Origin of the sequence: Paucibacter sp. B2R-40, from assembly GCF_025717555.1 — a bacterium.
In the GTDB taxonomy this organism is placed as follows: Bacteria; Pseudomonadota; Gammaproteobacteria; order Burkholderiales; family Burkholderiaceae_C; genus Paucibacter_A.
In genome coordinates this window covers 249,592-263,698 of record NZ_JAJIRP010000002.1, presented here as the reverse complement: position 1 = coordinate 263,698, position 14,107 = coordinate 249,592, and the positions used below count along the sequence as shown (strand labels likewise).

Below are 14,107 nucleotides of genomic sequence, written 5' to 3'. Positions count from 1 at the left end.
GTAAACACGCTTGCGCGATCGCCGCAGCCCGACATACTGCCGGCAAAGAAACGGTCTCGGCGCGGACTTGCATGCAGTGCCCGCGCCTTGCACCGTAGTTCAAGAGAACAAAAGTTTCTCGAACTTTGAATCAGGTAGGGAGGAGTATCAGGTGGATCAATCAACGTTTTTTGCCCGCAGTGCTTGGCTGCGCCGGGGCCAGCGCTTGGCACCAACGCTAGCGCTCGCGCTGTGCGGCTCATTTTCGGCGCATGCGATCAACACGATCGTCGATCAAGACGCTGCCAAGCCTTTGCAATGTCTGACTATGTCAGAGCCGCCCCCGGTTTATCCCGAGCAAGATTTGAGTTTGCAGCGCGGCGGCAATTTCCGCGTCAAGCTGAGCTTTGCTGACGCCGACCGAGCGCCTGAAGTGGAGATTCTGAGCCGCAATGGCTCGGACGATTTGGCCTACGAAGTTCGGCGTTATTTGCGCGGCTATCGATTGCCTTGTTTGGCGAGCGGTCAGAAAATCGAGGCCGTGCAGGAGTTTGCGTTCAGCCCCAAGGGCGGCCAGCCTGTGCATTGGAACGATATGCGCTATGTGGCGCCACCGGCGAACGCCAGTTTGGTCAGCTGCCTGCGCACGCCGGCCGAAGTGCCGCAGTGGCGAGAAGAAAATCCGCTGGCGAGCAATATCAAGAAGCCCACCTCCGGCAACGTCTTGCTGCATATCCGCTTTATTAAGCCTGATGCTGCCCCGGAGGTGACGATCGCCTACAGCAGCAGCTCGCAGGCGATGGCCCGACTGGCGCAAGACCATGCGCGTGAGTACCGCTTGCCCTGCTTGCCCGCTGAGGCCCAGCCAGTGACGATTGAGCAGATGTTTAGTTTCAGAGGCTCAAGCCGGAGCTACGACTACACGCTCAAAGACAATTCTTTGATGGCATTCCTAGGGTCGGTCAAGGACATTGACAAGCAAAAAGTCAGCTTCGATCTCAATACCATGGCCTGCCCGTTCAAGGTGATGTGGGCGGTGGGGCAGCCCGCTTTCAAGAACCGGGTCGGTGAGGTCGGCGAGCCCAATCTGAACCGGGTCGAGTTCTTGGCCTGGTTGGAAGGTTTGACGCTCAATCTCCGGCGCGAAGTGTTTGACCAAGTGCTGACACAAAGCATCATCATCGATGTACCTTGCGGCACCATCGATTTGAGTCGCTAGCGCACAAGGCTTGGCGAAAAATCAGGGCGCGCTTGCCGAGCTCGCAGCAGCCGTGGAGCTTGCCGCAGTCGCCGCTGGCACTGCTGCTTGCGCCGCGCAAGCCTTGAAGCCGCCTTGCAGAGCCGGCTCCTTGGCCAGCCCCAGCAGCTTGGCGGCCTGGGCGCTGTCGGCCTTGGGCACGCGCAGGACATGACGCTGCATGGGCGCTTGCAGCTGCAAGACCCGCAAGCCTTTCAGCTGCCGCTGCGTGTAGGCGTCGAGCGCGGCTTGCGCCGCTTTCTCGCTGGCGTGGCGGCCTAGCACCATGGTGGGCAACTCCTCGGGCGGGCCGCTCAGGTACTCAAAGGCGATTCTCATCTTCTTGTAGGTCTCTTCCTTGCGCGCCTGGAAGTCCTTGGAAGGCAGGCGAATCGACGCCACCGCCCACACACCAGGCTGCTCGGCCGATTGGGCTTGCCAATCACTGGCCGTGAAGCCGGCGCGCTGCAGCACAGCCTGCGCCTCGGCCAGCGCGGCATCCCCGTTCAAGGGGCTTGCTAACTCCAGACAGCTGCGGGTTTGCAGCGCGGCTGCGGCCTGTGGGCTCAGCAGCGTGATGCGCTCAGGATGCACTTGAGCGGCGACCCGCTCGGGTTCTCGCTCACCGCTGGCCTTGATGCCAATCACCCCATCCAGCCAGCCCCGCGTCCAGCCGAAAAATAGCCCATTCAGCAAAATCAGCAGCAGGACCAGGGCGCGCAGCACGGGTTCAGCCTTGCTGTTGCGGTTGCTGCTGGGCGGCGCAGACGTCAGGCGAAGGCGTCAGGCGCAGACTGACCTCGCCGCCGTTGATCGCCACCACACCCTGCGGGGTCTGCAGCAACAATTCGCCCTGTGTGCCGACGCCGCGCGAGACGCCCTCGACCTGGCCGGCCGTCACGCCTTGGCCCAGGGTCAGGTCTCGCCTGGCATAGCGCGATGCCCAAGGTCCGAAGCCGTTTTGCTCAAAATCCAGCAAGCATTGCACCAAGGCCGGGGCAATCAAGGCCAGCGCAGCGGGCGCCGTGCAGTCAGGTCGCAGTTCATTCAGCGCAGCAAAACCGGTGTTGAATTGCAGGCTGGAGTCCTCACTGTCCTTGCCGGCGTTCAGTTCCTTGATGTTCAGCCCCACGCCTATCACCGCCATGCGGCCCGCGCCGGCCGTCACGGTCTCGATCAAGATGCCGCCGAGCTTGCGGCCGTCCAGCCAGATGTCGTTGGGCCATTTCAAGGTCAGGCGTGGTGCTTGCTTAAGCCCTAGGCTGGGCTCCAAGGCCTCGGCAATCGCGCAGCCCACCGCCAGCGAGAGCCCCGACCAATCTGCGGGTGCCAAGTTCAAGGCCAGCGAGAAAGTCAGCGAACTGCCGGGTGCCGACAACCAGGCGCGCCCCAAGCGCCCGCGGCCATGAGTCTGATGCTCGGCCACCAGCAGGCAGGGTTGCATATCGTGGGCGCGGCGACCATAGGGCTGGGGCTCGCCGCTGCGGGCGTCGCTTTTGATGCGGTCCAGCAGCGCGCTATTGGTTGATTCGGCGCGTGCCAAGACCTCGATGCTGATGCCGGGCAATAGCGGCAGCAAGGCCTCGTAGAGCTTCTCGGCATTCCAGTTCTGATAAGCGGGGTTCACGGCTGCATGACTCAACGTTTCGGCGCCAGCATGGTGCCACGGCATTCGGGGCTGCCGCAGTAGCAGGCAAATTCTTTTTTCAGCTTGGCCGTGTAGCGCTCGTCAACCGTCAGGCCGTAGTCGTAGAACAACTCTTCGCCGGGGCAGATGTCGCGCAGCGCCTTGATGAACACCCGGCCGTTTTCCTCATCGGCTTCACAGTTAGGGTCGCAGGCATGGTTGATCCAGCGTGAGCTGTTGCCGCCATGCAGTGCGTCGATGACGCGGCCGTCTTCGATGTGGAAGTAAAAAGTATGGTTGGGCTGGGCCGGGTCATGGGGGTGGCGGTCCATCGCTTCGTCCCAAGAAATACGCTCGCCGGTGTATTCAATCAGCACATCGCCGGCATTGAGGTGCGTGAGCGCATAGACTCCGCGCCCATGGACACCAGAATTTCGTACCTGAATGCGCCTGCCCGTGGGTTTGGCTTGTTTGGCCGCGGGCAAAGGCTTGACAGTTTTTTTCGCTGTTGACGAGCTCATCGGCTTTTTAGGTACATTGAATTCATGGGTGTGCGCGCGTGTGGGTGCGTGCGTGCGTGTGTATGTGCGCGAGGCCGGATTGTAGGCAGGGTCTAACTCGGTTTGCCGGGTGCCCGATCATTGACGAAAAGAAAACATCATCATCATGAGCAAGACCCTGATCATTGCCGAGAAGCCCTCCGTGGCTCAAGACATCGTCCGCGCGCTGACCTCCAGCGCCGGCAAGTTCGAAAAGCATGATGAATATTTCGAGAGCGATCAATATGTGGTCAGCTCGGCCGTCGGCCATCTGGTGGAGATCAAGGCGCCGGAGGAATTCGACGTTAAGCGCGGCAAATGGAGTTTCGCCAATCTGCCGGTGATCCCGCCTCACTTTGACCTGAACCCTATCGACAAGGTCAAGGGCCGGCTGAACGCCCTGGTCAAGCTGATCCGCCGCAAGGACGTCACCCAACTGATCAACGCCTGTGACGCGGGCCGCGAGGGTGAGCTGATCTTCCGCTTGATCGTTCAGTATGCGGGCACGGCCAAGGCCGCGATCAACAAGCCGGTCGAGCGGCTGTGGCTGCAGTCGATGACGCCGCAGGCGATTCGCGACGGGTTCGGCAAGCTCAAGAGCGACGCGCAGATGCTGCCGCTGGCGGATGCCGCGCGGTGCCGCTCCGAGGCGGACTGGCTGGTCGGCATCAACGGTACGCGGGCGATGACGGCCTTCAATTCGCGCGACGGCGGCTTCTTCCTGACCACCGTGGGCCGGGTGCAGACGCCGACGCTGTCCATCGTGGTCGAGCGTGAAGAAAAGATCCGCAAGCATGTCTCGCGTGACTATTGGGAAGTGCGCGCCAATTTCGACGCCGTCGCCGGCCAGTACGAAGGCAAGTGGTTTGACCCGGCCTGGAAGAAAGACGAGGACCTGGAGCGCCGTGCTGACCGGGTCTGGAACCGGGCCGATGCCGACGCCATCGCGCTGGCCGCACTCGGCCAGCCGGCCAGCGTGCGCGAGGAAAGTAAGCCCACGACCAGCAGTTGCGGCGGCCTCTATGACTTGACGACCTTGCAGCGCGAGGCCAACTCGCGCTTTGGCTTCTCGGCCAAGACCACATTGAGTCTGGCCCAGGCCTTGTATGAGAAGCACAAGGTCCTGACCTACCCGCGGACCGACTCGCGCTATCTGCCCGAGGACTATCTGGCCGTCGCCAAGCAGACCGCCGAGATGATCGCCAATGAGGACATGCCGGGCCCACTGCGCGAGCTGGCGACCCATGCTCGCAAGGCCTTGAAGGAAGGCTATATCAAGCCGACCAAGAAGGTCTTCGACAACGCCAAGGTCTCGGATCACTTTGCCATCATCCCGACCCTGCAAGCGCCCAAGAGCCTCAGCGACATCGAGGCCAAGCTCTATGACATGGTGGTCAAGCGCTTCCTGGGCGTGTTCTTCCCGCCGGCCGAATTCATGGTGACGACGCGTATATCGACCGTCAAGGCGGCGGGTCAGGAATTGAACTTCCAGACCAACGGCAAGATCCTGGTCAAACCGGGCTGGCTGGCCGTGTATGGCAAAGAGGCGCAGGAAGACGACGCCAATCTGGTCGCGGTGGCGCCGGGCGAGGTGGTGCGCACCGAGTCCGTCGATGTGAAGAGTTTGCAGACCAAGCCGCCGGCGCGCTACACCGAAGCGACGTTGTTGTCGGCGATGGAAGGAGCGGGCAAGCTGATCGACGACGAAGAGCTGCGCGCCGCGATGACCGAGAAGGGCCTGGGCACGCCAGCCACGCGGGCGGCCACCATCGAAGGCTTGATCATGGAGAAGTACATGCTGCGCGACGGCCGCGAGCTGGTGCCCACCGCCAAGTCCTTCCAGCTGATGACGCTGCTGCGCGGCCTCGATGTGCAGGAGTTGACCAAGCCCGAGCTGACCGGCAACTGGGAATTCCAGCTGGCCGAGATGGAGAAGGGCCGCTTGAACCGCGACACCTTCATGGCCGAAATCGCCGCAATGACCGAGCGCGTGGTGCAAAAGGCCAAGGAATATGACCGCGACACCATCCCGGGTGATTACGCGACCTTGAAGGCACCCTGCCCGAAGTGTGGCGGCGTGGTGAAGGAGAACTATCGTCGCTACACCTGCATCGGCGGGGGACATGGCCCCTCGGCTGCGGGTACGCAGCCGGTCCCCCGAGGGGATGTGGCCGCCCTTGGGAGCGGCCCGGCGGGCGACCCGGTCGCAGCAGAAGGCTGCGGCTTCTCGATCGGCAAGATTCCGGGTGGCCGCAGCTTCGAGTTACATGAGGTTGAGAAGTTCTTGACTGACAAGAAGATCGGCCCGCTGGAGGGCTTCCGCTCCAAGGCCGGTTGGCCTTTCACCGCCGAGCTGGCCTTGGTCTATGACGACGAGATCCACAACTGGAAGCTCGAATTCGACTTCGGTGAAGACGCGAAAAAGGCCGAGGGTGACGGCGAGCCGGTCGACTTCAGCGCGCAGACCTCGCTGGGTGCTTGCCCGAAATGCCAGGGTCATGTGTTCGAGCATGGGGCCAACTATGTCTGCGAACATGCGGTCGGTGCGGCCGTGACCTGCGACTTCAAGAGCGGCAAGATCATCTTGCAGCAGCCGATTGAAGTGGCACAGATGCAAAAGCTCCTGGCCGAGGGCAAGACCGCCTTGCTGGAAAACTTTGTCTCCAACAAGACGCGCCGCAAGTTCAAGGCTTTCCTGGCCTATGACAAGAAGGAAGGCAAGGTAATGTTCGAGTTTGAGCCGCGTGCGCTCAAGCCCGGCGCCAAGCCAGCTGCGGCCAAGACCGCTGCGCCAGCCAAGACGGTGGCAGCCAAGAAAGTCGCGGCCAAGAAGGCGCCGGCAAAGAAGGCCGCAGCGAAGAAAGTTGCCGTCAAGAAGGCAGCTTAGTCAAGCTGAACGCTGAGGACCTGGAGCATGGGACGGAGCCCGGTAAGCATTGGAATTCAGACCCGCTTGATTGCCGGCATCGGCCTGGTGGCGAGCATTCTGGTGCTGGCGCTGGGCTGGTACTGGACGGTGGCCGAAGAGCGCGAGTTGTCGCTGGCGCTGGTGCAGCGCGAGCAGCGCATGGCCGATCTGGTGGCGCGCAGTTTTGCCGCCCCGATCTGGAATCTGGACGGCACGGCGATCGAGAACTTGCTCGATGCGGTGATGGCCGACCCGGAGGTGCATGCGGTCGAGATGATCAGCTTGGGTGTCAACGCCGCGCCGCTGCGGCGCGAGCGCAATCGGCCGGCCGTGCTGCCGCTGCGCCGCGAGTTTCCGGTGATGTATCAAAGCAGCCCGCATGCCGAGCCCACGCTGGTGGCCCAGGCGGTGCTGATCTCCACGAGTGAGTTGGTGCAGGCCCAGGTCACCCATACGCGGCGTTTTGTCGCCGGCTTGCTCGCCGCCACCTTGGCGGCGGTGATTGCGACCAGCTATTTGCTGATCAATCGCCTGGTGACACGCCCGGTCAAGCGGCTAGGCGCAATGGCGCAGCGCGTGGCAGCGGGCGAGTTGGGGGCGAGCACCGAGGTCGAGCACAGCGACGAGATCGGTGTACTGACCCAGCAGTTCAATTCGATGAGCGAGCGCCTACTGAATTCATCGGTAGGCTTGCGCCAAAGCGAGGAGCGCTACCGCAGCCTGTTCGAGAACGCCACCGAGGGTATCTTTCAAGCAGACTCGAAGGGCCGCTTGCTGAGCCTGAACCGTGCGCTGGCCAAGATGCTGGGCTACGCCTCGCCCCAAGAGGCGCTCAAGTCGGGTCGCCGCTTGCGCGCGCTGGTGCAGGTGGAGGCCCTGGAGTACAAGCGCATCGCCCGGGCGCTGACCCGTTATCGCTTGCTGCAGCAGGTGCCCTTGCTGATCGCCAACCGAGAAGGTATGCAGTTATGGGTCGAGCTCAGCGTTCATGTCGTGCCCTTGGCAGATGGCAGCGGCACCCGCATCGAGGGCATGGTCAGTGACATCAGCCAGCGCCGCCTGGCCGAGCAAGAGTTGACCCATCACCGTGACCACCTGGAAGAGCTGGTCACCGAGCGCACCGTGGAGTTGAGCCAGGCCAAGCAACGCGCCGAGTCCGCCAGCCAGGCCAAGAGCCGCTTCTTGGCCACCATGAGTCATGAGTTTCGAACGCCCTTGAACGCGATCCTGGGCTTCACCCAGTTGCTGCAGATGGACGACAGCCTGAGTGCTGCGCAGCAAAGCAAGATCGCGCAGGTGCGCGACTCGGGCGAGCATTTGCTCAGCTTGATCACGGACGTGCTCGACACCGCCAGCATCGAAGCCGGCAAGGTGCGCTTGCAGCCGAGTTCGGTGGATCTGCGCGCGCTCTTGGACATGGTGTGTGACAGCGTGCGCCTGCGCATCGAGCAAAAGCACCTGCTGTTCAATATTGACCTCGGCCTGCAACTGCCCTCCAGGGTGATGGTGGACGGCCAACGCCTGCGTCAGGTCTTGCTGAATCTGCTCTCGAATGCGATGAAATTCACCGATACGGGAAGTGTCGGGCTGTCAGTGCGTTTGCTGAGTTTGCAAGAGGGCGTGGCGCGCCTGAGTTTCGAAGTCAGCGACACCGGCATCGGCATTGCCGATCATCAACTGGTGCGCCTGTTCCAGCCGTTCGAGCAGGTGGTGGACGACGCTCGCTGCCTGGGCGGCACCGGCCTGGGTCTGTCGATCAGCCAGCAGCTGATGCGTGAGATGGGCAGCGAAATCCATGTGCACAGCGAGTTTAGCGCCGGCAGCCGCTTTTCCTTCGAGCTCAGCCTGCACACGGTGTCGTGAATGAGTAACGAGCGCGCTCAGGCATGACAGGCTTGGTGTTCTACAAACTGCTGGCAATCTTTATCGCGGTGGCGATTGGCTGGTTTGTCGGCCGCATGCGCTGGCTGGGTGCCAGCGCCAGTGCGGGGGCCGAGGGCAATGACCCGGCCCGCGTGCTCTCCAATGTGGCTTTCTATATCTTTGTGCCGGCGCTGCTGTTTCGCACCACTGCGCGGCTCGATTTGGCGAGCCTGCCTTGGCTGACCCTGGCGGCGTTCTTCATGCCGGTGCTGCTGCTCTTGTTGTTGGTCTATGGCTTGCAGCGCTGGCGACATCAAGTGACTGAGGCTGCGGCCGTGCCCAGCGTGCAGGCCATCACCGTCACCTTCGGCAACACCTTGCAAATCGGTGTACCGCTGGCCGCCGGCATCTTCGGCGAAGCCGGCTTGGCGATTCACATCACCGTGATCAGCCTGCATGCGTTGACACTGTTGACCGTCTTGACGCTGTTGGTCGAACTCGATCTGGCGCGCGCTCGCCCCGAGCAGGGCGGCCTGGCCAGCACCTTGGCGTTAACAGTGCGCAACACGGTGATTCACCCGGTGGTGCTGCCGGTGTTGGCAGGGTTTGTTTTGAATTCAATCGGTATGGCCTTGCCGACCGTGCTGGATGAGGTCTTGCAAATGCTGGGCACGGCGGTGGTGCCGCTGTGCCTGACGCTGATTGGCATGTCCCTGGCCTATTACGGTTGGCCCAGGGCCTGGCGCGGTGTGCTGGGCTTGGCGGCGCTGAAGTTGCTGGTCTTGCCGGCCTTGGTCCTGGTGGTGGCGCACTGGGGCTTCGGCCTGGCCGGCCTGCCCTTGTCGGTGATCGTGATGGTGGCGGCGCTGCCGACCGGCTCCAATGCGCTGATCTTCGCGCAGCGCTACCGTTGCCAGGAGGGCGAAACGACGGCAGCCATCGTCGCCTCGACCTTGCTGTTCGTCTTGACGGCGCCACTGTGGCTGGCGGTCCTCAGCGCCATCTGATGGCAGGTCGACCTTGCTAGGCCTTGGAGGGTGGCAGGATCAGCCCCTCATGCGCGGCAATATGGGTCAGGGCGGCTTCGAAGCTGGCGCGCGAGCCGGCGGCCACGGCGCGCAAATAACGGTGCAGTTGCGCGTCACCGGGGCTGCGGTCCTCGCAATCGGCGCTATAGGCCTCAAAGTGGCCGAGCTGCAGCAGCAATTCGGCCACATGGCGCGGGCATTCGCAGGCGACGGTGGAAGACAGGCCGGCAAAATCTGCCAAGGCCGCATCATCCCAGCGGCGCGGCGCTATAGCCGCAGTGGCGGGATTGGGCGCCGCTGGCGCTTTTGGCGCTTGTCGCGCGGCTAGCGGCACGCCCGCAGCCTGCAAGCCTTGCAGCCATTGGCCCAGCACGCTGTCGCTCTGGGGCTCGCGCAGCAGCAAGGTGCCGGCGTCCACCAAGGCGGCGCAGGCGGCATCAGGTGCAAAGCGGTACAGCAGGGCGCTGGGCCGCGCGGCCAAGTTGGGGGCGGTGGCTCGCAGGCCTGCCAGCCAGTCTGTCTGTATATGCGGGGCCTGCACCAACAAGGCATCGACCCGCAGCCCAAGCAAGGCGGCCTCGGCTTGGGCGGCATCTTCAAAAGGGCCCAGCAATTGCACCGGCCGCCTCAAGCGGCGCAACAATTCGGGGCTTTGCAGTTGCTTGCACAAGGCGTTGCCCAAGGCGCTGCAAATGACGGCCAGCCGCCAAGGGCCGCCGGCTGCGGGTTCGGTCTCGGCCTCGGCTAGATGGGTCTGGGTCAGCGCGCTGGCATGGGTAGCCGCGACCGCTTGCAGCTGCCGCATGTCCAACTCTGCCAGGCTGCCGATGGCGTGGCCAAGGTCGCTCAAGCGCTTCAGCAAGGCGAGCCGCTGCACGTCGCTGGCCGAGTACAGCCGCTGGCCGCTGGCGCTTAGTTCGGCTTGCGTCAAGTGATAGCGGCGCTCCCAAACCCGCAAGGTGGCGACGGGCATGCGCAGCATGCGGGCGACGGCGCCGCTGCGGTGCCGCGCTGCTGAATCGGGCTGCGCCGCCTTGATGGCTGCCTTGCTTTTGCTCATCATGACTCCCGAGTGAACTTCAGGTGGACCTCAAGTGAAGCGCAATTGACTCCAATCACCGGACGGTTTTACTCGGGGATTGAATATTTGACGACATTTTGACTCGAATTAACTTATCCTGCAAAGCAGAAGGAAAGGCCTTCTGATTCAATCTCGCTAGCCATCGCAAGGAGTTCCCCATGACCCACCCTATGCAACGCCGTGTTTTCCTGATGACGGTTGCCGCTGCCTCTACCGCAGCCGTAGGCACCAGCGCCTTCGCCCAAGCGATGGTGGATGAGAAAGATGCCCAGGCTGCCGCGCTGGGCTATGTGGCCGACGCCAAGCGCGTTGATGCCAAGAAGTTCCCCAAATTCGCGGCCGGGCAGAACTGCGCCGGCTGTGCGCTGTTCCAGGGCAAGGCGGCCGACAAGGCGGGCGGCTGCCCGCTGTTTGCCGGCAAGCAAGTGGCCGCAGCGGGCTGGTGCAGCGCCTGGGCCAAGAAGGCCTGATCGCGCCTGGCGCCTGAGCTGACTGAGCCGCTGAGCTGCTTGAAGATGAGTGGCTCGGCGCCTTCGTTTCGCGGCAATAAAGCTGCGCTGCCGAGCAAGCCTTGCAAGGTCTGTTTGCGGCCCATGACCTGGCGCAAAAACTGGGCCAAAAACTGGGCCGAGGTCAAGTACTGCTCGGACGCTTGCCGGCGCGGCAAGGCGGCCAGTCATGGCTGAGCTGCGCGCGCTGGTGCTGGTCCTGGGCGACCAACTCGATCTGGAAGCGGCCGCCTTCGACGGCTTTGACCCAGCGCTGGATGCCGTCTGGATGGCTGAGGTGGCGGAGGAGTCGACCCACATCGCTTCCGGCAAGCCGCGCATTGCGATGTTTTTGGCGGCGATGCGGCATTTCGCCATCGCCTTGCAAGCTGCGGGACGGCCGCTGCACTACACGCGCCTGGAGGCAGGCGGCAATGCCGGCAGCTTGGCCGCGCAACTGCTGTCAGATGTGGCGCGCTTGAAGCCCGCTCGTTTGATCCTGACGGCGCCCGGCGACTGGCGCGTTTTGCAAGCGCTCAAGGCCGCCGCCCACACTTGTGGTCTGCCGCTGGAGTTGCGCGAAGACCGGCACTTCTTCAGCAGCGTGCGCGAGTTTGCGTCACATGCACGCGGCCGCAAATCGCTGCGCATGGAGTTTTTTTACCGTGAGCAGCGCAAAAAACACCAGATCCTGATGGACCCCGAGCAGGCGGACAGGCCGGTGGGCGGGCAATGGAATTTCGACGCGGACAACCGCGCCGCTTTCGGCGCCGAGGGGCCGGGGCTGTTGCCGGCGCGCAGTCGCTTCGAGCCCGATGAAGTCACGCTTGAAGTGCTCGCGCTGGTGGAGCGCCGCTTTGCCCATCATCCGGGCAGTTTGGCGAGTTTTGCCTGGCCGCTGACGCGCGCCCAGGCATTGCAGGCCTTGAGCGCTTTCATCACCGAGCGCCTGCCGCTGTTTGGCCGCTACCAAGACGCGATCTGGCCCGGCGACCCCTGGCTGTATCACGCCCACTTGTCGGCCGCGCTCAACCTCAAGCTCTTGAACCCGCGTGAGGTGGTGGCGGCGGCGGTCGCGGCCTATGAAGCGGGCGCTGCGCCGCTGGCCAGTGTCGAGGGCTTTGTGCGGCAGATTCTGGGCTGGCGTGAATATGTGCGCGGCATCTATTGGACGCAGATGCCGGGCTATTTGGCTCGCAATGCGCTCGGCGCCGAGCATGCGCTGCCGGCTTTCTACTGGAACGGCGCGACCGAGATGGCTTGCCTGCGTGATGCCATTACCCAGACCCTGGCGCATGGCTATGCCAATCACATCCAGCGCTTGATGGTGACCGGTGGCTATGCGCTGATGTTGGGCGTCAGGCCTCAAGCGGTACACGCTTGGTATTTGGCCATGTATGTGGACGCGGTGGAGTGGGTCGAGTTGCCCAATACCCTGGGCATGAGCCAATATGCCGACGGCGGCCTGATGGGCAGCAAGCCCTATATCGCCACCGGCAAGTACATCCAGCGCATGAGCCCGCATTGCAAGAGTTGCCGCTACGACCCGGCCCTGCGCAGCGGAGATAGAGCCTGCCCCTTCACCACCTTGTACTGGGACTTTCTGATGCGTCACGAGGCGAGCTTGGCCAAGAATCCGCGCATGGCGCTGCAAGTCAAGAACCTCACTCGGCTGAGCGACGAGGAGCGCCAGGCCGTGCTTGAGCGCGCCGACGCGATTCGGCGCTGTGAAGAGGGAGCATTGCCAGATGCCAGCCTTTGAACCGACGCTGGCAGCGGCGCGCATGCGCGTTGATGCCGTCCAGCCTGCGGCTTATGCGCGCAGCCGCAATGCATTGAATGGCGCGGTGACCGGTTTGTCGCCCTATATCACCCACGGGTTTGTGTCATTGCCGGAGGTGCTGGTCGGCGTGTTGGCCCGTCATGAGCTGGACTTGCAGCACAAATTCATTTTCGAGTTGGGCTGGCGGGCCTACTTTCGCCATGTCTGGCAGCACCGCGGCGACGGCATTCTGACCGATTTGCATCAGGGGCCGCTGCCAGGCGGGGCTTACGAAAACGAACTGACGGACGATATACGCCAAGGCCGCACCGGCCTGCCCGTGATCGACCAAGCTGTACATGCGCTGTACGCCACCGGCATGCTGCACAACCATGCGCGCATGTGGTTGGCGAGCTACTGCGTCCATATCCGCAAGCTGCATTGGCGTTGCGGCGCCGACTGGATGTACGCGCATCTGCTGGACGGCGATCTGGCCAGCAACCACCTGAGCTGGCAATGGGTTGCCGGCACCGGCAGCCGCAAGCCCTACTTGTTCAATGCCGATAACGTGGCCCGTTATGCCCCACCCGCCTGGCATAGCCCGGGCAGCGTGATTGATGTGTCTTACGAAGCGCTGGACCGGTTGGCGCGCGAGCCTAAGCCGAGCTCGGGCGCGTCATTTGCGGCCTTGCCGGGCCTGCTTGAGCCACAGCTGAGCGCGCAGCCACCGGCTTGGCTTGGCGCAGGCAAGCCCGACGCGGTGTTTGCCGAGGGCAAAGAGGTCTGGCTCTTGCATCCGTGGAGTTTGGGTGCGCTGCCAGCCCAACTGCCGCCTGATACGGTGCTGGTTTTTGTCTTCGTCAGCAACTTCCACGCGTCCTGGCCCTGGAGTGAGCGGCGCTGGCGCTTCGTGGCGGAGCGGGTCGCCGAGCTATCGAGGGACCATGCCTTGCAATCTTGGTATGGCGACGCGGCGGCCATTGGCGCGGCCTTGGCCGGCAGCTTGCGGGTGCGCAGCATTGAGGAGCCGCACCTCAGGCATTACTTGCCCACATGGGCCGAGTGCCAACCAGCCCCGGCGCTGTTTCCATTCACGCCCGAGCCTTGTGACTCGTTCTTCCAATGGTGGGCCCGCAGCACGCGCGGCCTAAAAACTGCGGCCGAACTCCTGGCCGCCAACGAGGTGCCCGCATGGTGAATCCTGTTCAACCGAACCCCAAGGACAGACCGCTGACCGTGCTGTACGACGGCGCTTGCCCCTTGTGCCGACGCGAGATTGCGCTCTATCAGGGCCTGCAAGCGAGTCAGCCGCTGTGTTTTGCCGATGTCAGCGACCCGGCCCTGGCCTTGCCCGCGGGCAGCACACGTGAACAACTGATGGCGCGCTTCCATGTGCAGGCCAGCGACGGGGTTTTGCTCAGCGGCGCTGAGGCATTTCTGGCTTTGTGGGCGACGCTGCCCGGCTGGCGTTGGCTGGCTAGGCTTGGGCGCTTGCCAGGTCTTGCGTGGGTGATGGAACGCGCCTATCGTGTGTTTTTGCATGCACGGCCGGCGCTGCAACGAGTCGCTCGGCGCTTCGATCCCCTTTGATTCTC

The 14,107-nt window shown here is 63.3% G+C and carries 13 protein-coding genes; 9 read left to right on the top strand and 4 right to left on the bottom strand.

What is annotated here, in order from left to right:
* The first annotated feature begins 151 nt into the window (after positions 1-151).
* Positions 152-1,198 carry a hypothetical protein gene (locus LNV09_RS05120; RefSeq protein WP_263556005.1) on the top strand — a complete coding sequence of 349 codons (1,047 nt, stop codon included), beginning with the start codon at positions 152-154 and terminating at the stop codon, positions 1,196-1,198.
* A gap of 21 nt (positions 1,199-1,219) precedes the next feature.
* On the opposite strand, the gene LNV09_RS05115 is transcribed toward LNV09_RS05120, so the two are convergent.
* Genes LNV09_RS05115 through LNV09_RS05105 form a run of 3 tightly spaced genes read right to left on the bottom strand, consistent with a single transcriptional unit; the run spans position 1,220 to position 3,364 of the window.
* Entirely contained in the window at positions 1,220-1,942 is a 723-nt protein-coding gene (locus LNV09_RS05115; protein WP_263556004.1) for a hypothetical protein, read from the bottom strand.
* 4 nt (positions 1,943-1,946) lie between these two features.
* On the bottom strand, positions 1,947-2,843 hold the full coding sequence (locus LNV09_RS05110) for a biotin--[acetyl-CoA-carboxylase] ligase (RefSeq protein ID WP_263556003.1): 897 nt from the start codon (positions 2,841-2,843) through the stop codon (positions 1,947-1,949).
* An 11-nt stretch (positions 2,844-2,854) separates the two neighbouring features.
* The gene (locus LNV09_RS05105; protein ID WP_411969219.1) at positions 2,855-3,364 is read right to left on the bottom strand and encodes an SET domain-containing protein; all 510 of its coding nucleotides are present in this window, start codon (positions 3,362-3,364) and stop codon (positions 2,855-2,857) included.
* Positions 3,365-3,509: 145 nt separating this feature from the next.
* Between LNV09_RS05105 and LNV09_RS05100 the strand changes: the two genes are divergently transcribed.
* The 3 genes from LNV09_RS05100 to LNV09_RS05090 are packed head-to-tail and all read left to right on the top strand — an operon-like array spanning position 3,510 to position 9,160.
* Positions 3,510-6,269, top strand: a complete 2,760-nt coding sequence (locus LNV09_RS05100) for a DNA topoisomerase III (protein ID WP_263556001.1) — start codon at positions 3,510-3,512, stop codon at positions 6,267-6,269.
* Between the two features lie 27 nt (positions 6,270-6,296).
* Entirely contained in the window at positions 6,297-8,153 is a 1,857-nt protein-coding gene (locus LNV09_RS05095) for an ATP-binding protein (protein ID WP_263556000.1), read from the top strand.
* 23 nt (positions 8,154-8,176) lie between these two features.
* Positions 8,177-9,160, top strand: a complete 984-nt coding sequence (locus LNV09_RS05090) for an AEC family transporter (RefSeq protein ID WP_263555999.1) — start codon at positions 8,177-8,179, stop codon at positions 9,158-9,160.
* 16 nt (positions 9,161-9,176) lie between these two features.
* Here LNV09_RS05090 and LNV09_RS05085 read toward each other — a convergent pair whose 3' ends face one another.
* Positions 9,177-10,241: a MerR family transcriptional regulator gene (locus LNV09_RS05085; protein ID WP_263555998.1), complete on the bottom strand. Its 1,065-nt coding sequence runs from the start codon at positions 10,239-10,241 to the stop codon at positions 9,177-9,179.
* 179 nt (positions 10,242-10,420) lie between these two features.
* On the opposite strand from LNV09_RS05085, the gene LNV09_RS05080 reads away from it, so the two are divergent.
* The 5 genes from LNV09_RS05080 to LNV09_RS05060 are packed head-to-tail and all read left to right on the top strand — an operon-like array spanning position 10,421 to position 14,102.
* On the top strand, positions 10,421-10,732 hold the full coding sequence (locus LNV09_RS05080; RefSeq protein WP_263555997.1) for a high-potential iron-sulfur protein: 312 nt from the start codon (positions 10,421-10,423) through the stop codon (positions 10,730-10,732).
* Between the two features lie 45 nt (positions 10,733-10,777).
* Positions 10,778-10,948, top strand: a complete 171-nt coding sequence (locus tag LNV09_RS05075; RefSeq protein WP_263555996.1) for a DUF2256 domain-containing protein — start codon at positions 10,778-10,780, stop codon at positions 10,946-10,948.
* On the top strand, positions 10,941-12,512 hold the full coding sequence (locus tag LNV09_RS05070) for a cryptochrome/photolyase family protein (RefSeq protein ID WP_263555995.1): 1,572 nt from the start codon (positions 10,941-10,943) through the stop codon (positions 12,510-12,512). Before LNV09_RS05075 ends, LNV09_RS05070 begins: the two co-directional genes overlap by 8 nt.
* On the top strand, positions 12,499-13,710 hold the full coding sequence (locus tag LNV09_RS05065) for an FAD-binding domain-containing protein (RefSeq protein WP_263555994.1): 1,212 nt from the start codon (positions 12,499-12,501) through the stop codon (positions 13,708-13,710). Before LNV09_RS05070 ends, LNV09_RS05065 begins: the two co-directional genes overlap by 14 nt.
* Positions 13,704-14,102: a thiol-disulfide oxidoreductase DCC family protein gene (locus tag LNV09_RS05060; RefSeq protein WP_263555993.1), complete on the top strand. Its 399-nt coding sequence runs from the start codon at positions 13,704-13,706 to the stop codon at positions 14,100-14,102. The genes LNV09_RS05065 and LNV09_RS05060 overlap by 7 nt, the downstream gene beginning before the upstream one ends.
* Positions 14,103-14,107 lie beyond the last annotated feature (5 nt).